This window comes from Nocardia sp. NPDC046763 (assembly GCF_040645495.1).
Taxonomy (GTDB): domain Bacteria; phylum Actinomycetota; class Actinomycetes; order Mycobacteriales; family Mycobacteriaceae; genus Nocardia.
Window position 1 is genome coordinate 324,137 of sequence record NZ_JBEYYI010000004.1, and the last position, 17,491, is coordinate 341,627.

The following is a 17,491-nucleotide window of genomic DNA, read 5'->3' on the forward strand; positions in this document are numbered from 1 at the left end:
TCGTGAAACATCTGAAGAGCCTGCGCGAATTTCTCTCCGAGCTGGAGCAGATCGGCGAGCTGCAGACCATCGATCACGAGGTCGATTGGGATCTGGAAATCGGTGCGGTCACCCGACGCTCCTACGATCTGCGGGCTCCCGCACCGCTTTTCACCAATGTCACCGGATACGGCGACACCGGGTTCCGAGTGCTGGGCGCCCCCGGCGCGTTCAGCAGCGCCGAACATCAGTTGGCACGCATCACGATGGCGCTAGGGCTGCCCGCCGAGGCGAAGGGCCAGGAGCTGATGGAGGCGCTGGTCGCTGCCCGCAGCAAGCCGGGTATTCCGCCGGTGGAGGTGCCCAAGGAGGGCGCCCCGTGCAAGCAGAACGTCCTGCTCGGTGACGACGTCGACCTGACGATCTTCCCGACGCCGCGCATTCACGGCAACGACGGCGGTCGCTACATCGAGACCTGGGGCATCAATATCGCCCGCACCCCGGACGGGTCGTGGACGAACTGGTCGGTCAATCGCATGATGATCCACGACCGCAAGAGCCTGGCCTGCCTGATCGCTCCGGTGCAGCATCTGGGCATCGTCCGCTCGAAGTGGGCCGAGATCGGCAAGCCGATGCCGATCGTGCTGGCGCTGGGCGTGGAGCCGGGACTGCCGTTCGTGGGTGGAATGCCGTTGCCGGAGGGCGTATCCGAGTGCGACTTCATCGGAGGCTATTTCGGTGAGGGCATCGAGGTGGTGCCGGCCGAGACGGTCGATCTGCTGGTGCCAGCGACGGCGGAGATCGTGATCGAGGGCTATGTGTCGATCGACGAAACCGTCATGGAAGGCCCATTCAACGAATTCCCGGGCTACAACGCCACTGTCGCCTCCCCGAAGGCGCGTTTCGATGTCACCGCGATCACCTATCGCGACGGTGCCATCCTGCCGGTGGTCGCCGCGGGCCCGCCGGTCGAGGAAGATCACACCTGCACCGCCACCATGCACGGAGCGGAACTGCTCTACCAACTGCGTCAGGCCGGGCTGCCGATCTCCTCGGCCTGGCACACCCCCGAGGCCGCGATGCACTGGCTGACCCTGTCGGTGCGCCAGGACTGGCACAAGACCCTCGGGATCTCCTCGGCCGAATTGGTACAGCGGGTCGCCGATGTGGCGTTCACCGGCAAGGCATCGGTCAACGCACCCAAGATCCTGCTGGTCGAGGACGATGTCGACATCACCAACGTCAACGAGGTGGTGTGGGCGTTCGCGACCCGGTCGCACCCCGACGTGGAGCGCGGTGAATTCCATTTCCCGCACAAGCTCAGCGACGACCTGCCGGTGTACCTCGACGACGAGGAGAAGCACACCTTCATGGCGGGCAAGGTGGTCTACAACTGCCTGCTCGCCGACCTCTACCCGGAGGGCAAGCGCCCGGTGAAGGGCAGCTTCGAAAACGGTTGGCCCACCGAGATTCAGCAGCGCGTGCTGTCGAATTGGCAGAAATACGGATACCGCTGATCCGTATTCCGAGAAACGAAGGAGAAATTGATGAGCAATCCCGAAACCACCCACGCCACCGGCCGGATCACGGTCCACAAGTACGAGCCGACGGCCTACGAGGAGCCGGCCGAGGGCCCGGTGCTGACCCGGATCCACGTCGAGGAGAGCTTCAGCGGCGACATCTCCGGTGAGGGCGTGGTGGAGTTCCTGCAGTCCGCCAATGCGGACGGCTCCGCCAGCTTCGTCGGCATCGAGCGGGTCACCGGCACCATCGCGGGCCGGTCGGGCACCTTCCTGCTGCAGGACCAGGGCAGCGTCGCCGACAATATCGTCAGCGGCGAGTGGTTCGTGGTACCCGAGTCGGGCACCGGCAAGCTCGCCGGCTTGCGGGGCACCGGCGGCTTCAAGGCCAACCTCGGTGAGAACGCCGAGATCTGGCTCGACTACTGGTTCGAGTAGAAGGTAAGGGACACCGCATGTCTGAATCACTGGCCGGCAGAACGGCCCTCGTGACCGGGGCGGCCACCGGTATCGGCACGGCCATCGCCCGTGCCCTGGCGGCCGCGGGCGCGCAGGTGGCGATCAATCACCCGCACACCCCGGATCTCGCCAAAGCCGCTGTCGCCGAGATCGAATCGGCCGGCGGCAGCGCGATCGAGCTCGCGGCGGATGTGACGAACCCGGACGAGTACCGGGCGATGGTGGAGCAGTTGCTTTCCACCTTCGGTCGCTGGGACATCCTGGTGAACAATGCGGCGGTGGCCATCACCAAGCCGTTCGACCAGGTCACCTCCGAAGAGTTCGATCGCAGCTTCGCGGTGAACGTCAAGGGCGTGTTCCACGGTCTGCAGCTGGCCTGGGATCACCTGGCCGACGGCGGGCGCATCATCACGATCTCGAGTTCGACGACCGGATTGATGTTGCCCGGCTACGCGGTCTACGACGCCACCAAGGGCGCGGTCGAACAGTTCACCCACATCCTGTCCAAGGATTTCGGCAAGCGCGGCATCAGCATCAACACCGTCAGCCCCGGCGCGACGGAGACCGAGACCTACCGGATCGGCAAGAGCGAACAGTTCCTCGCCGGCCTGGAAGCGTTGAGCGCCTTCGGAAGGCTCGGACGGCCCGACGAAATCGCCGCCGTGGTCGCATTTCTCGCCTCCGACGCGGGCGGCTGGGTGACCGCCCAGAACATCCGCGTCAACGGCGGCACCGTCTAGTACTGCCGCATTCGGGTGAGTGGGTGGCCTCGCCCTCGTCTTCGCTGTCGGCGAGCCACCCTTCACGGCAAGGGTTTTCGTGGCCGCAGACCGGGCCGGGGCGAGCTTCGACAGGGCGATATTGGCACACCAGGCCCGCCATGTGCGGGCCTGGTGGTGGCCGAGCCCGACCTCGTCTTCGGCCTGCTCGAACACCTCTTCGGCGTGCAGCGTCAGCCCTGTCGGAACCTGCCACCCCGGCACGGTCCCGGCTGTGCCGGGCCGCCCCGGTGCGGGACAGCCGGCGCAGCATCTCGCGGATACCTCGACATCGAAAGGTCAACGGCCCATACGATTTCGGGCCGTTGACTGTCGAGGCCGCGGTCATGCGGAGGTGGCGATCTTCCAGAGGTGGCTGTCGGGGTCGGCGATGTAGCCGAAGTAGCCACCCCATTGGGCGGCGGTGGCGGGCTTGACGATTGCGCCGCCGGAGGAGACGGCGGTGTCGATCAGCGTGTCGACTTCTTCGCTGGTGTCGACGATGTGGTGGAAGGAGACGCCGCGGAAGCCGCTACCCTCCGGGGAGACTCCGGCGTCGCCGGCGGCGTGGGCCACCGGGTAGATGCCGAGGGCGGAACCGCCGTCGAGTTCGAACGAGGCGAAGTTCGGGAAATCCTGACCGAGTTTCGCGCCGATTCCGACGTAGAACTTCTTGGACCGCTCCATGTCGTCCACTGCCAGCATGATGGTGGTGACCTGCAGAGCCATTGTCTTCTCTTTCCTGCCGATGTTTGCGGGTTCACTCTCTCGACCGGCCGCGTCGGCAGTATGTGACAGGCAGTGGCCTAGATCACATATTTGCTCTCAGGCGGTTTCGCGGTACACCGCGATCACGGGAATCTTCCGGGTCGTCTTGACCCGGTATTCGGCGAACACCGGCATGAGCTCGATCATGCGGTCATAGAGCTCGTCGGCTTCCGGGCCGGTGACGAATTCGGCCTTGCCCGTGTATGTTTCATTACCGACCTCCACCATGAGCCGGGGATTGGCCCGCAGGTTGTGGTACCAGGCGGGATGTTTGTCCCCGCCGCCGTTGGACGCGATGAGGACGATGCGCTCACTGTCGGGGACGTAGACGAGTGGATTGGTGATCGCCCGGCCGGATTTCGCGCCGGTCGTGGTGATCAGCACCATGTTGGTGCGGCCCTCGAACGTCCCGCCGACCTTCCCGCCGTTGGCCCGAAACTCCTCGATCACGGATTCGTTGAATGCGTTCATATCCCCTGTCCTGTTCCAGATCTCCTGCTGCCAACCGAGCCGGCCGGGGAGAAATTCCACTCTGTCAGCGGGCGGGGCAGGGCGGGTGGTGGGGGAGCTGGGGGAGGTAGCGGCGTCAAAGGTCCTGGGTCCAGAGGTGGGCGGTGATGGCGCAGACTCGGGTCTTGCATCCGATCGCCGACCAGGTCAGCGGCGCTTTCCTGGCCGGTCCGGACAAAACGGCGCCTCAGGGATCGAATCGGGGTGTTTCCTGATGTCGGGTGTCACCGGCCCGTGCCAGTATCGAAGGCATGTATCCGTCCGCGCCCCTGTACGACCCTGCCCGCGGGGCGGTCACACCCGTGACCCAGCCCAGGCTGGTGCGGCGTACCGGCGGGCGCATCGTGGGCGGGGTCGCGGGCGGGCTCGCCGATCACCTCGGGATCGACGTGTTGCAGGTGCGGATCGGTTTCGTGCTGCTGTCCGCGCTGGCCGGGGCCGGGATCGTCGCCTACGGGATGCTGTGGATCTTCACGCCCGCCGGGGGCGATGCGGCTCCGCCGACCGGGTCGGAGCGGCGGCAGGCCATCGGATTGGCGCTGCTCGGTATGGCTTTGGCGGTGGCCACCGCGTGGGTGTTCAACGGGACGGCCGCGCATGTGGTGGGGCCGATCATCGTGGTAGCGGTCGGTGCGGCGCTGGTGTGGCGCGAATTCGACGCGGACGGGCCGAGATCCGTCATCGGGCTGCCCGCCAAACCGTCGGTGGTCACCTGGGCGCGCATCGTCGGCGGGGCCACCCTCATCGTGGTCGGGCTGGGTGTGGTGGTGCTGGGGCGGATCAACCTCAGTTCGCTGGGGTCGGCGCTGCTGGCGGTGGCGGTGACCCTGGTCGGGGCCGGGCTGCTGACCGTGCCGCTGTGGCTGCGCATGATGCGCGCGCTGAATGCCGAACGCTCGGCGCGGATCCGCAATGACGAACGCGAGGAGATCGCCTCGCACCTGCACGATTCCGTGTTGCAGACGCTGGCCCTGATCCAGCGGCAGGCCGGCGACCCGCAGGAAGTGGTGCGGCTGGCCCGCAGCCAGGAACGCGAGCTACGCAAGTGGCTGTTCGAGGACACCGGGCCGGCGCAGTCCAGTCTGGCCGCCGCGCTGCGCACCATCGCCGGCGAGGTGGAGGACCAGCACGGGGTGAAGGTCACCCCGGTCACCGTGGGCGATGTGTCCATGGACCTCGACGACAGCGGAATCGGACTGCCCAAGGAGCATTTCACCGCGCTGCTCGGGGCCTCCCGGGAGGCGCTGGTCAATGCCGCCAAGCATGCCGGGGTGCCGACCATCGACCTGTACGCCGAGGTGGAACCGCATCAGGTGAGCGTCTTCGTGCGCGACCGCGGCAAGGGCTTCGATCCGGACGCGGTGTCGAAGGACCGGCGGGGCGTGGCCAAATCCATCCACGCCCGCATCGAACGCCGCGGCGGGCACGTGGAGATCAAGTCCGCGCCCGGCAACGGCACCGAGGTGCGAATCTTCATGCCGCGCAAGGACGGTGGCGACGAGCGGCTGGTGGTGCAGACCGACACCCCGGAAGACGCCGCCCAGCTGTGAGCCGCGGAGTGTGGTACCGATGGGGGCAGGGTTCGGTTCGGCGTCAGGTGAGGAGTCTTCAGGTGAGCGTCCGGGTCTTTCTGGTCGACGACCATGCCGTGTTCCGGTCCGGGGTGCGGGCGGAACTGAGCCGCGAATCCGATATGGAGGTCGTCGGCGAGGCGGGCGGGGTGGCCGAGGCCATCGCCGGGATCAAGACGACCGCGCCGGACGTGGTGCTGCTGGACGTGCACATGCCCGACGGCGGCGGGGTGGCGGTGCTGCAGGGCATCGACCCGGGACCGGTGTGCCTGGCGCTCAGCGTCTCCGACGCGGCCGAGGACGTGATCGCGGTGATCCGGGCGGGCGCGCGCGGGTATGTCACCAAGACCATTTCGGGGCCGGAACTGGCCGACGGGATCCGCCGGGTCTCCGGTGGGGACGCGGTGTTCTCGCCACGGCTGGCCGGCTTCGTGCTGGACTCGTTCACCGGCAGGTCGCCGGTGCCGGAGCCGCCACTGGATCCGGAACTGGACTCACTGACCCCGCGCGAGCTCGAGGTGCTGCGCCTGCTGGCGCGCGGCTATACCTACCGTGAGATCGCCGAGACCCTGTTCATCTCGGTGAAGACGGTGGAGACGCACGCGTCGAACGTGCTGCGCAAGACCCAGCAGTCGAACCGGAACGCCCTCACCCGCTGGGCGCACCGGCGTCGTATCGATTGAAATTACCCAAGGCGACAACTGATTTCGTGCGACGAGGGTAACTCGTCGGGTACGACCGAAATTGGTTCGGCACTCGACCGCCGGCACGGGTGCACTACTGTCGACGGCACCTGAGCCGTGCGCCGCGCGGGGGGCGGAGCGGCAGTCGCGGGGAGGCGGCTACAGCACAACGAGAACGACGATGATGATCAGCAGGCCGATGAGCAGGCCGATCGCCACCGCGAGCGGGCCCGCGTTCGGGCCCAGGGCGCTCAGGTCGAAACCCTTCGACTTGGGTTGCGGGGCAGTCGCAGCCGCGGCCGCCTGCCGCTGTGGGCGGGGGAGCGGGCTGGAGTGCGGGCTGCGCAGCCCGGCGGCGGAATTGCGGGCCGCCCAGGCCGGAATCGTCCCGTCCTCGGTGCGGACCGGCGCGCCCAGGATGTAGGGCGCGGTGCCTGGACCGAAGGCGGCGGTGAGGATTTCGTTGCGCGCCTCGGTCATGGTAGGGCGGCGCTGCGGGGCCGGCTCCATCATGTGCAGCAGGACCTCGGTGAGCGGGCCGCTGCGGGCGGGCGGGGTGATCTGGGCCATGGCGGCGCGTTCCACGATGACATTGCTGTCCTCGTCGAAGCCGTAGGGCGGCCGCCCCTCGATGGCGGTGTACAGCGTTGCGCCGAGCGAGAATACGTCGCTGGCGGTGGTGGGGCTGGCGCCGCGTGCGACCTCCGGCGGCAGGTAGGCGGGGGTGCCGGTGATGACGTCACTGATCTCCTCGGTGGCGTCGTTGGCGCCGCTGGAGATGCCGAAGTCGCTGAGCTTGACCTTGCCGACCTCGTCGCCGCGGTCGGCGACCAGGATATTGCCCGGTTTGATGTCGCGGTGCACGATGCCGGCGGCGTGCGCGGTCGCCAGCGCGTCCGCCACCTGCGCGCCGATCTGCGCGACCTCGATCGGGGACAGCTGATCCACCAGCGCAAGGGCTTTGGCCACACTGCGTGAGGGCAGATACTCCATCACCAGCCAGGGCTCACCGGCCTCCAGCACCACGTCGTACACGGCGATGGCGTGCTCGTGCGACAGCTTGGCCGCCACCCGGCCCTCGTGCATGATCCGGCTGCGGACCTCCTGCGCCTCCTCCTCGCTGAGCCCCTGCGTGGTGAGGACCTGCTTGATGGCGACATCGCGGTGCAGCAGCCGATCGGTCGCCAGCCACACGGCACCCATGCCACCACCACCCAGCTTCGACTGCAGGCGGTAGCGGCCGGCCACCAGATAGTCGGGGCCGACAATGGGACGGGCGCGTTCGGTCACGGGTGCAGGGTAGCGGAAAACCATCCTGACTGGCCTGCTTCGAAACCCGAGGTTTGCTGGTATCCGGGTGTAGATCTGGACATATCATTCCAGACCCATACGGACACAGCACGTTTCGCTTCGTGACGCCTGCGGGCCGGGCTCGGAGAGAATCTTGCGCGGCCCGGGAACGCTCTCGCTGGTATCTGGCTTTCCGGACGAAACTCACCAAACGGCGGCCGGGGGCGGTCTCCGGCGACGCGTCGATCCGCTCTTATCACAATGTGCCGCGATGACACCCGCCCCTATTTTTCGGGGGTTTCTTTTCGCAACCGGTAAGTCGATGACTCGCGATATTCGCGACCAGGACGAAAACACGGCGCGCTACCGAGCGAACTCTAATTCCGACCCGGCAATTGGAGTGTCGGCCGTTACGCCAATTGCCTTATCTCGTCGGCCTCTATCGCGATGGCGGGTTTCGGCGCCGCACCGCAGCTGGCCTGGCGGGGCGGGTAGGCGATGGTGCGGGTGGTGACCAGCCAGCGGCGGCCGTCGCGATGGCTGACCTGGGCCGCGCCGGCGAAAGTGGCCGGGTCGGTGGAGTGTTCGGCGTGATCCGGGGCCGGTTCGACGGCGAGGTCGTCGATACCCGCGGTCGGGTCGGCGTCCCCGGGGACGGTGGTCGTCAGGCCGGTGTCGTCGAGGAGCGGAGCGGCCAGAGTATAGGTGGCGTCCGCGATGCGCTGGCGGACCGCGACTTCCGCGACCTGCTCGACCGGGGTGTAGCAGCTGCGGCCGCGCAAACCGGCGAGCGAGACCTCGCCCTTGTCGGCGGCGGCGAGCATGGCGTGGGCCGAATCCTCGTCCAGGCGGCCGTAAGTGAGCCCGGTGGGGAGGACGATAACGGCGGGGGCGAAGCGGTGGCCGCCGGTGTGGGAGCACTCCCACACCCGGTCGGGGTGGGCGGCGGACAGGCTCGCGGCGATGGGGCGGCCCAGCAGGGCGCAGCACTGGTCGCGTTTGCCGTGCGCGCAGACCAGGACCAGCGGATCCGTCACGGCCGCACCGATTCCCGGGGCCGGGCCGTTGAGCAGATGCAGGTCCAGGTCCAGCAGCTCGCGCAGGTCACTGATCTCGAGGCGCTCGCACCAGGATCCTTCCGGCCGTGAACTGGCGAGCAGAACGGTTCGCACACCCGTGAATTCCGTGCGCCCGGGCCGCCGGATCAGGGTCGGCCGGACGTGCGCCGCCTTGGTGCGCGCCGCCAGTTCCGGCGTGATGTCGGGCCCGAGCACCTCGTCGCCGATCACATCGCGTCCCCACGCCCCGGGCTGCTCGACACACAGCCAGCCGGTGATGCGGGTCGCGCTCCCGGGTAGCGGAACCTCCAGCGTCGCAGCCGAACACGACAATCCCTCGAACCCCGTCACGATGCTCTCGAACTCCGTCACAATGGCTTCCCGTCGATCAGCTTCCGGATCACCTGCTCCAGCCGCCGCGCTCGCGCCTCCGGCCGCACCGCGCTGCCCAGGTGGTAGCCGACCGCGATGCGCGACCGCATGGGCAGCGTCGCGAAGCAGGCCGCCGCCTCCGGATGCCGGGCCCGCGCCGCGTGATCGGCCGACAGCCAGTCCCGGAACGACTGCTCGTCGGGAAAGCACGGTGTGGGACGCTCGGATGCGGACACCGTTCAACTGTAGATTCCGGCAGCTCAGTGCCCCAGAAAGGGGAGTACTTCGGCCTCGAACCGGTGGTAGCGGTCGCGGTGGATGCTGTGCCCGCAACCGAAGGTGCGAACCGTGCAATCGGGCAGGCTCGCGCGCATCTGTTCGAGCTTGTCCGGGTCCACCATGCCGCCGGGCCCGCCGCGCAGGAACAGCGTGGGCGCGGTGATGTCGGACAACCCCTCCCACCACTCCGGATACGGCTTGCGGAACTGCTCGAGCGCCACCCCGGTCATGGACCGATCGAAGGCCAGCACCGCGCGCGGATGCCGGATGACGCTGGTGGTGGCATGCCACAGTTCCGGGATCGACGGCAGCCTGCGCGTGAACCGCATCTGCTCGTCGCCGGAGCGCAGCGGCAGCGGCTGTTCCTCGATCACCAAGCGCCGCACCAGTTCCGGGCGTTCCATCGCCAGCCAAGAGATGGCGTATCCGCCGAGCGAGTGCCCGACCAGATCCACCGTTTCCAGTTCGAGCCGATCGCACAGCCGCAGCAGGTCGGCCCCGAATTCCGGGAATCGGTAGGAGGCGGTGTGCCCGCTGCGTCCGTGCCCGCGCAGGTCGGGAATGATCACCCGGCGTCCGCGCCGCAGCAGCTGTGTGGCGAATCGATCCCAGGTGTGCCCGTCCCCGCCCATGCCGTGTACCAGCATCACGGGTATGTCGCTGTAGAGATGCCCGCCCGTCGCGCCGGAATCCCGGTAGGCGAGCCGGACGTCTTCGAACTCGACCCGGGTGACCGCTGACTCCACGATGGTCCAGAGTACGGATCGGGGTCCGGGTGAGGACCCAGTTTGTGCGCAGCGCCATATCGAATTACCGATTCGGTTGCCTATTCATTCCGATGACGAATGATGGCGAAACCCTGCACATCCTGGCAGGATGCCCGGTTGTTCAGGATGTGAAATAGATCACTTTCACATTCTCGATAATCGGTCAACCGTGACGGTAGCGTCATTGCCGATTCACCAAAGCTTTTTCTGTCGGGGAAATATGGTTCTCAATGCTGCCGCCCCCGCGGTCGATCTCCAGGATCTTCGGGAACCGAGCCCGCCGCGGCCCACCTTCGCTACGGCGTGGGTCCTTCTACTAGCCGCACTCAGCGGGGCCTTTCTCGCCATCCCCACGCTGCGCTACGACTTCTTCGGCGACGAACTGTATTTCGTCGCCGCGGGCGCGCACCGCAGCATCACCTACGCCGACCAAGGCGTGCTCATACCGCTGATGGCCCACCTGGCCGACGCCGTGGCGCCCGGCTCGGCGCCCGTGCTGCGATTGCCGGCGGTCCTGATGACCGCGGCCGCGGTCATGATCAGCGCCGCGGTCGCCTACGAGCTGGGCGGCTCGCGCACTGCGCAACTGCTCGCGGCCGCCGCCTACGGGATCTCGCCACTCGCCGCGACCCAGGCCGTCCAGCTGAGCACCTTCTCCTTCGACGCCACACTGCAGGCCGCGGTCATCTGGTTGCTGATCCGCTGGATCCGCACCCGCGACGACCGCCTGCTCATCGCGCTCGGCCTGGTCGCCGCCATCGATCTGCAGGTCAAATGGTTCATCCCCACGATCCTGCTGTGCCTGGGCGCGGGCGTGCTCGTCGCGGGGCCGCGACAGCTGCTGTGGCGGCCCGCGCTGTGGCAGGGCGCGGCGATCTTCGCGGTGTCCGCGTTGCCCGGCCTGTGGTGGCAGAACACGCACGGCTGGCCGGCGCTGGCCATGAGCAAGGTGATCGGCGCCGAACAGGACGCGGCCGGCGGCGGGCCGCTTGCGTGCATGCCGCAGATGATCGGACTGACTGGTTTGCTGGGCGGTCTGCTCGCCGGCTGGGCCTTCTGGTGCCTGGCCCGGCAGCGCTGGCTGCGGCCCTACCTGTTCATGCTCGTCGCCTCGGCGCTGCTGGTGCTCGTGGTGCTCGTCGGGCACGGGCGCCCGTACTACACAGCGGGATTCCTGCCCGTGCTGTTCGGCATCGGCGCGGCCTCGCTGCCCTACTCGGTGAACGACCGCGGCGGCCGATTGCTGCGGGTCGTCGCGCCGCCGATCGTGGTGCTGTCGCTGGCCATCATCGCCGCGCTCGTGGTCACCCTGCCGCAGCCGCCCTCCCGCGTGCACAGCGTCATCCGGACCCAGGCCGACTTCGCCGTCCGGACAAGCATTTTCGGCTACTCGGGATGGTCCGATCTGACCGCGAAGGTCGCCGACGCCTACCGGCAGCTCCCGGAGCCGGAACGCCCGAAAGCGATCATCGCCCAGAACTATTGGCAGGCGGCCGCGATCCAGAACTTCGGCCGCGACTACGACCTGCCGCCCGTCTACAGTCCCAACCGCGGCTTCGGCTACTTCGGCCCGCCGCCGTCGGACACCGACGCCATCCTCTATGTCGGCCTCGACAGCGCCGAACCCACGCTGCGGCGGCAGTTCGGCCAGGTGACGGTCCGCGCGCACCTGAACATCCCGAACGGATTCCCCGGCGTGAACAGCGATATCGTCATCGCGGTGTGCCGAGGACCCGTGCACCCATGGACCGAGCTCTGGCCCACCATGATGGATCTGCGCCTGCCGCTTGGCATTTGAGCGGCGCCTACTCGTAGAGCCCCTCCACATGCCAGGCGCCGTTGTAGCCGAGCAGGAGCAGCGCGCGCAGGCGGGTGGCGTCCTCGGCGTCCAGCTGCACCTGGGCACGGGCGGCGAAGCCGTGCTCGAAACGGTGTGTCCACCAGCGATCGTCGACCGGCCAGGGTCCGGCCCAGCCGGTCAGCCGCCAGGAGCTGCTGCCCCAGTGCAGGTGAGCGGGATCGGCGGTGAACAGGCCGCGCTCGGTGACCCAGATCGGGGAACCGTCGGCAGCCTCCAGGCGCACCTCCGGATGATGGGTGAGCACCAGCGCCGGAGCGGGCTCGGGAAGCCGGCCGGGCCAGGGCTGGGCCGGATCGGTCGCGGGCACCGGCTCGTCACCGAGGGCGACCATGGTGATGCGCTCCCCTGGGCCGCGGCCGCCGCTGAGCACACCCATGCGCACGGCGTCACCGCCCAGCAGACTCTGCACCCGGATCAGGGCGCGGCGCGCTCGCTCCTCGTCCTCGCCGACCCCACCCCACAGGCCGAGTTGCAGGGCGCCGGCCGACACCACCTCGACGGGTTCCAGACGCAGGAGGGTGATGGCTGCGTTCGGGCCGGTATCCCGGTCGTCGTGTGCCTCCGGCGAACCGGGAGCCGCGACGCGGGTCCGGCCGCGATCGAGGGCGCGGCGGGTGAGCCAGCCGTCGAGCTGCCAGCGGATGCGGTCGGCGGTGCTGTCCGGGGTGAGCGGTTCGGCGCAGCGCCAGATGCGGGAGAACCCCTCGCCCGCTTCGGTTTCGGCGTGGATGACCAGGCGGGTGCAGGCCACGGCGGCGGCGGAGAGCTTGGTGTGCAGCTCGGTGGCGAGCAGTCGGCCCGCGAATGCGGCCATGTCGACGCGTTCGATCGGGGGATCGCAGCGATGCTCCACGGTCAGGTCGGCGGCGGGCAGGCGGGCGGCGGGCGGGCGCTCCGGGACCGCGCGGGCGCAGCGGTGCGCGATGATCGCGTCCGCGCCGAACCGCGACGCCACCTCGGCGGGAGTGAGGGCCGCGAAGTCGCCGATGCGGCGCAGGCCCAGCCGGTGCAGCAGATCCACCAGTTCGACGCGCTGCGGCGCGGCCAGCACCGGTTCCACCGCCAGCTCCGAAACCGGCATGGGCGCAAGGAATTCCGCGCCCCGGCCGGGCGGGACCAGGGTGGCGTGGCGGGCGGCGAAGACCGCGGTGGACAGCTCGTCGGCAATCCCGATCTGGCATTCCACGCCGACCGCCGCCACGGCGTCCACCAGCCGCTCGGCGGCGGCCTCCTCGGAGCCGAAGAACCGCGCCGCGCCCCGCGCAGAGAGCGCCAGCATGCCCGGGCGCAGCACCTCCACGCCCGGCACGGTCGCGTCCACGGCCGCCACCACGGGCTCGAACAGACGGGCGTCGCGATCCGGATCATCCTGTGCCACCAGCAGATCCGGGCAGCGGCCCTGAGCCTCTCGCTTCCGCAGACCCCGGCGGATCCCTTCCGCCCGTGCCACCGCCGTACAGGCCACCACCCGATTGACCGCGAACACCGCCACCGCGCGAGTGGCCTCCGCGCCTGCCTCGGCGGCCGCCGCCACCGCGGGCCAATCCAGGCACCACACCACGAGCACCCGCCGCGCCTTCACGACCGGCCCACTCTCGCGGCGCTACCGCATCGGTCGGCGGCCGGACGACAAGCGCGGCGGTCAGCCCGCGACACGACGCCCGCCCACACCCGGGGGCAACCGGAAGACACGGGAAATCCGCTGCGCCGCAGGCTCTATCGTCTGGCGGGCGGCGGTCGGCGATCGGTCAGGACGCGGCATGACGCGCCGGCCGCAGTGGTTCGGGAGCGGCGGCGGGCCGGGCGGGGCCGGGGGTGGCGACCCATTCGACGCGACCGTCGGCGGGGCTGAGGGCCAGGTGGCCGGAGCGGGATTGGGCGGAGCGGCCGCGGACGGAGACGTCGAGGCGGACGGTGCGCAGGCGGCCGCAGCCGCGGCCCAGGCCGCTGTATCCGGCGACCCGGGTGTCGATGTGCAGGGCGGAACCGGACCAGGAGCCGTTGGTCACCATCAGGGTGGAGTTCTTGCTGCGGGCGCGGGCGGCGAGGATACGGGCGCGGGACATGGGGACGGCGAGACCGTTCAGCCCGAGCACCACCAGGTCCAGGCCATCCAGCAATACGGAGGCAACTTCGAGCGGGTCCGGGCCTGGATCGGAGACCACCGCCAGCCGGTCGAGCCGGGCCCCCATCTCCGCGGCGGCCAGCAACCCCAGCCGTGGCAGCCCGACCACCGCGGCATGCCCTCCGGAGCCCGTCACCGCGGCCAGCAGCCCCGAGATCAGTGACCCCGCGCCGTTGTAGACGACCACCGACCCCTTGGCCAATCCGCCATCGGGCAAGAGGTTTTCGAGCGCGCCCGGCACCGGCAAGGACTCCCGCCGCGGCTCCTCGGATACGGGCACATGGGCCGACGACTCCGTGCCGCGCGCGGGTATCGCGGCCATCCGCCGCCGCAGCTCCGTCAGCTGCGCCCGCCTGGCCTCCGCCGCCGCACCCATCTATGTGACCACCTCTCCAGTCGACGGGAACTCATCCTCGAAAACTCGAGCCAGCACCGACCCAGCTACCTAACATAATCGAAAGTTTGTTCGAACAGTAGAACTCGAGTCTCGAGACGCGTCAAGAGATGTGTGGCCCGCCACGCCATCTGTTACCGGATCGCCGTGACCGCCGGCCCGCGCGGCGGCTTCAGGCGAGGTGGTTGCGGAGCCAGGTGGTCATGAGGGGAGAACCTCGGGAAGTTTGGCGGCGGCGACGTGGCCGGTGCCGGGGATGAGATGAACCTCGGTGTCGCGACGGCCGGAGAAGGTCGGGGTGTCGGACGCGGTGATGTGTACATCGTCGGTGCCATTGACGATCAACATCGGCGAATTGGATTCTCGCGCAAGCAGATCGGCGACCTGCCGCAAGTAGCAGATCCCGGACGGCGCCACGCTCCGTGATTCGGGGCGGGGGGTCAGTCGAGGGTGACCACCACGGTTTCGCCGTGCCGGGTTATTTCGATGCTGCTGCCTGCCGGAGCCTTGGCCGTGAGCAGGACATCGCGTATTACTTCGATCGCCGTGCGCCAATCGTCGATCACTGTCAGGGGGAGGTCGTCGACCCAGCTGCCGTCCCTTCGGCCCAGGCGGGCGGGCCCGTGCTTGGTGGTTCCCAGTCCGGCGGCTCGGAGGGCGGCGTTGAGGGAGGGCTTCAGCTGTGATGCCGGGCCGTTTCGAGGAGCTTCGGAGGAGGAAACGGGCAGGTAGGCGTGGGCGTGGTAGCGGCGGGGTGGAGGGGACGTGTGGTCGGAGCGGGTGCGCAGCAGGGTGTGGGGGTCGAGGCCGAGGAGGAGCTCGGTCATGACCAGGGCGCGGAGTTCACCCGCGCCGGGGGACAGCGCCGACAGGACGGACCGGTCGGTGCAACCCGCGGTGTGCAGCGCGGTGGTCAGGGCTGTCCGGTGCGCCGCTGTCGGATCGGCGGCGAAGGTCTCGGCGGCCGCCTCGACCTCGGGGTGTCTCGACCAGGGCTGGTCGCGGACGGCCGCGCAGCGGGCGCGTGCCCGGTCGATAGCGGTTGCCAGTGCGGCGAAGGGGAATTCGGGATCGTCCGGGTCGCGCATCGAGTACAGGTCGCCGGTGGGGTAGTCCGGATCATCGCCATAGGGATTGTCCGGCTGCTCGACGTAATCGAGGTACCACCAACCGGTTTCGTCGTCCCGCAGCCAATCCGCGCCGAATGCCCGGATATCGCCGTGCGCGGCATACGCGCGCCGCTGATAGGGGTCCAGGCCCGGCAGGGCGGCGAATGCCTCACGCAGCAGCGGGACGGCGATCGCGGCGTCGGCGTCGGTGCACAGCGGGGCGAAACGGCCGAGCAGGGCCAGGTACGGGCCGGGGTAGGCTGCGTCGGGGTCGGCCAGTGCGGTGGCACGGCAGATCAGGTCGACCTCGGACCAGCGCAGGGCATGCGGATGCCAGTGCGCGAGATCGTCCCAGCCCAGCTCGACCGGGCGGGTGGCGTCGGGATGACGCAGGGTCAGCGAGGAACCGTAGGAGCCGGACTCGACCTGGAATACGTAACCGTCGCCGAGGTCGTACTCCGCCTCGAAGTCGTCGTACTCCTCTTCGCGGCCGGCGCGGTCCCCGCCGGGCACATCGGAGGCGTACTCGTCGAGAAAGCTCGCCGCCCAGAGTTCGGGTCGTGAGAACAGGGAATTCGGCTGCCGGACCTCGGTCATGCCGCGATCCTGCCAGTTTCGATCCCGTCGGCAACCCTTGGGGCGCACCGGCTTCGGCGCGCCGCAGCGTGGCGTGCCTGGCTGGCCGTCCGCACCGCGCGGCGACGACGCCGCCCGGTATCCGGCGTACTGGAGGCCATGAGCCACGGCATACCGCCGCACGGCGGCTTCGCCATCGGGCTGGAACGCTGGGTGTCGCGGCTGCTCGAGGCCGACAACATCAGGTGGGCAACGCTTTTCCCGCGTGACACCCACCGGGTGCGGCCCTGCGCAGGGCGGGTCCGGGTCGGCGGGTGGTCACCAGTGGGCGCCCGGGACCAGCCGGGCCGCGCGGCGCAGGGCCGTGCCGGTGACGCGGACCGCGGGCGGGACGGTGCGGCGGCGCTGGTGCGGGGCAACGATGTCCGTGTCGACCGGCTTCGGTTCGGGCACCGACTCGCCCTTGGCCGCGGGGGAGTCGGGGATGGCGCGGTAGTAGCGGTGCAGGACCCGCTCCTTGATACCGGGCGCGAACATGGAGCCGTACTCGGCCAGGGTGCCGAGCGGCACGTCGATGCGGCGGGGGCGCTCGGTGAGGGCCCGCACGATGAGCGCCGCCGCCCATTCCGGGGACTGGGTGCCGGTGCCCTGATCGCCGCTCGGGGTGATCATGGGGGTGCGGACCAGCGGCATGTGGATGGTGGTGAAAGTGATATTGCTGGAAAGCATTTCGGCCGCGGTCACCTCGGCGAACTTGTCCAGGGCGGCCTTGCTGGCCAGGTAGGCGGCGAAGCGCGGGGTGGCGACCTGGACGCCGGCGCTGGAGATGTTCACGATGTGACCGTCGTGGCGCTCCCGCATGCCGGGCAGCAGGCCCAGGGTCATGCGCACCGCGCCGAAGTAGTTGACGGCCATGGTGCGCTCGAAGTCGTGTATGCGGTCGGTGGAGCGGTGTACGGCGCGGCGGATGGAGCGGCCGGCATTGTTGACCAGCATGTCGACGTGTCCGTGGGTGTCGAGCACGGCCCGCAGGGTCCGGTCGACCGAGTCCTGATCGGTGACATCGCACGGGTAGCCGAACGCGGCGCCGCCCGCGGCGGTGATCTCGTCCACCACGGTGGACAGCTCGTCGGCGCGGCGGGCCAGCAGGATGACGACCGCACCCTTCTCGGCAACGGCGAGCGCGGCCGAGCGGCCGATGCCGGAGGATGCGCCGGTGATGACGACATGCTTGCCGGCCAGATCGCGGCGGGCGCGCCGGCGGGCCAGGTAACCGGTGCCGTTGTCGGTCGAGGTATCGGGCCCGCCCGTCGCCCCGTCGCCACCCCTGACCGAATCGCTTCGCGATGCCATCATTTCTGCTCCTTGCAGCTGAATTGCCTCGAACTTACTCCAAAGTAAGTTACCGCGCC

At 69.1% G+C, this 17,491-nt stretch carries 17 protein-coding genes and 1 pseudogene; 7 read left to right on the forward strand and 11 right to left on the reverse strand.

Annotated elements, in window-relative coordinates:
* The first annotated feature begins 2 nt into the window (after positions 1–2).
* The 3 genes from ABZ909_RS08830 to ABZ909_RS08840 are packed head-to-tail and all read left to right on the forward strand — an operon-like array spanning position 3 to position 2,698.
* Complete coding sequence (locus tag ABZ909_RS08830) at positions 3–1,496, forward strand: UbiD family decarboxylase (RefSeq protein ID WP_356997128.1); 1,494 nt, start codon at positions 3–5, stop codon at positions 1,494–1,496.
* A 30-nt stretch (positions 1,497–1,526) separates the two neighbouring features.
* On the forward strand, positions 1,527–1,937 hold the full coding sequence (locus ABZ909_RS08835; protein WP_356997130.1) for a DUF3224 domain-containing protein: 411 nt from the start codon (positions 1,527–1,529) through the stop codon (positions 1,935–1,937).
* A 17-nt stretch (positions 1,938–1,954) separates the two neighbouring features.
* A complete protein-coding gene (locus ABZ909_RS08840; RefSeq protein ID WP_356997131.1) occupies positions 1,955–2,698 on the forward strand; it encodes an SDR family oxidoreductase in 744 nt (247 codons plus the stop codon).
* A 363-nt stretch (positions 2,699–3,061) separates the two neighbouring features.
* Here ABZ909_RS08840 and ABZ909_RS08845 read toward each other — a convergent pair whose 3' ends face one another.
* Positions 3,062–3,445 carry a VOC family protein gene (locus ABZ909_RS08845; protein WP_356997133.1) on the reverse strand — a complete coding sequence of 128 codons (384 nt, stop codon included), beginning with the start codon at positions 3,443–3,445 and terminating at the stop codon, positions 3,062–3,064.
* Between the two features lie 96 nt (positions 3,446–3,541).
* Positions 3,542–3,955 carry a nitroreductase/quinone reductase family protein gene (locus tag ABZ909_RS08850; protein ID WP_356997134.1) on the reverse strand — a complete coding sequence of 138 codons (414 nt, stop codon included), beginning with the start codon at positions 3,953–3,955 and terminating at the stop codon, positions 3,542–3,544.
* Between the two features lie 290 nt (positions 3,956–4,245).
* On the opposite strand from ABZ909_RS08850, the gene ABZ909_RS08855 reads away from it, so the two are divergent.
* Both ABZ909_RS08855 and ABZ909_RS08860 read left to right on the forward strand, forming a co-directional pair.
* Complete coding sequence (locus ABZ909_RS08855; protein WP_356997135.1) at positions 4,246–5,544, forward strand: PspC domain-containing protein; 1,299 nt, start codon at positions 4,246–4,248, stop codon at positions 5,542–5,544.
* 62 nt (positions 5,545–5,606) lie between these two features.
* Positions 5,607–6,248 carry a response regulator transcription factor gene (locus tag ABZ909_RS08860; protein WP_356997136.1) on the forward strand — a complete coding sequence of 214 codons (642 nt, stop codon included), beginning with the start codon at positions 5,607–5,609 and terminating at the stop codon, positions 6,246–6,248.
* A gap of 159 nt (positions 6,249–6,407) precedes the next feature.
* Here the strand turns inward: ABZ909_RS08860 and ABZ909_RS08865 are convergent, their stop codons facing one another.
* The 4 genes from ABZ909_RS08865 to ABZ909_RS08880 all read right to left on the reverse strand — a co-directional run bounded on the left by ABZ909_RS08865 (position 6,408) and on the right by ABZ909_RS08880 (position 9,993).
* Complete coding sequence (locus ABZ909_RS08865; protein WP_356997138.1) at positions 6,408–7,562, reverse strand: serine/threonine-protein kinase; 1,155 nt, start codon at positions 7,560–7,562, stop codon at positions 6,408–6,410.
* A gap of 386 nt (positions 7,563–7,948) precedes the next feature.
* On the reverse strand, positions 7,949–8,968 hold the full coding sequence (locus tag ABZ909_RS08870) for a sucrase ferredoxin (RefSeq protein WP_356997140.1): 1,020 nt from the start codon (positions 8,966–8,968) through the stop codon (positions 7,949–7,951).
* On the reverse strand, positions 8,965–9,204 hold the full coding sequence (locus ABZ909_RS08875) for a YdeI/OmpD-associated family protein (protein WP_356997141.1): 240 nt from the start codon (positions 9,202–9,204) through the stop codon (positions 8,965–8,967). Before ABZ909_RS08875 ends, ABZ909_RS08870 begins: the two co-directional genes overlap by 4 nt.
* Before the next feature lie 24 nt (positions 9,205–9,228).
* Positions 9,229–9,993, reverse strand: coding sequence for an alpha/beta hydrolase (locus ABZ909_RS08880; RefSeq protein ID WP_356997142.1), 765 nt, complete (start codon positions 9,991–9,993; stop codon positions 9,229–9,231).
* 241 nt (positions 9,994–10,234) lie between these two features.
* Here ABZ909_RS08880 and ABZ909_RS08885 point away from each other — a divergent pair, with 241 nt between their 5' ends.
* Complete coding sequence (locus ABZ909_RS08885; protein ID WP_356997143.1) at positions 10,235–11,812, forward strand: glycosyltransferase family 39 protein; 1,578 nt, start codon at positions 10,235–10,237, stop codon at positions 11,810–11,812.
* Positions 11,813–11,819: 7 nt separating this feature from the next.
* Here the strand turns inward: ABZ909_RS08885 and ABZ909_RS08890 are convergent, their stop codons facing one another.
* The 4 genes from ABZ909_RS08890 to ABZ909_RS08905 all read right to left on the reverse strand — a co-directional run bounded on the left by ABZ909_RS08890 (position 11,820) and on the right by ABZ909_RS08905 (position 16,100).
* Complete coding sequence (locus ABZ909_RS08890; RefSeq protein ID WP_356997144.1) at positions 11,820–13,457, reverse strand: DNA polymerase Y family protein; 1,638 nt, start codon at positions 13,455–13,457, stop codon at positions 11,820–11,822.
* A 166-nt stretch (positions 13,458–13,623) separates the two neighbouring features.
* Positions 13,624–14,376, reverse strand: coding sequence for a hypothetical protein (locus tag ABZ909_RS08895; RefSeq protein ID WP_356997145.1), 753 nt, complete (start codon positions 14,374–14,376; stop codon positions 13,624–13,626).
* A 219-nt stretch (positions 14,377–14,595) separates the two neighbouring features.
* Positions 14,596–14,742, reverse strand: a complete 147-nt coding sequence (locus ABZ909_RS08900) for a hypothetical protein (RefSeq protein ID WP_356997146.1) — start codon at positions 14,740–14,742, stop codon at positions 14,596–14,598.
* Positions 14,743–14,834: 92 nt separating this feature from the next.
* Positions 14,835–16,100, reverse strand: a complete 1,266-nt coding sequence (locus ABZ909_RS08905; RefSeq protein ID WP_356997148.1) for a hypothetical protein — start codon at positions 16,098–16,100, stop codon at positions 14,835–14,837.
* 81 nt (positions 16,101–16,181) lie between these two features.
* On the opposite strand from ABZ909_RS08905, the pseudogene ABZ909_RS08910 reads away from it, so the two are divergent.
* A pseudogene (locus tag ABZ909_RS08910) lies at positions 16,182–16,337 on the forward strand (amino acid--tRNA ligase-related protein); the annotation flags it as partial.
* 60 nt (positions 16,338–16,397) lie between these two features.
* Here the strand turns inward: ABZ909_RS08910 and ABZ909_RS08915 are convergent.
* Positions 16,398–17,435, reverse strand: a complete 1,038-nt coding sequence (locus ABZ909_RS08915) for an SDR family NAD(P)-dependent oxidoreductase (RefSeq protein WP_356997150.1) — start codon at positions 17,433–17,435, stop codon at positions 16,398–16,400.
* Positions 17,436–17,491 lie beyond the last annotated feature (56 nt).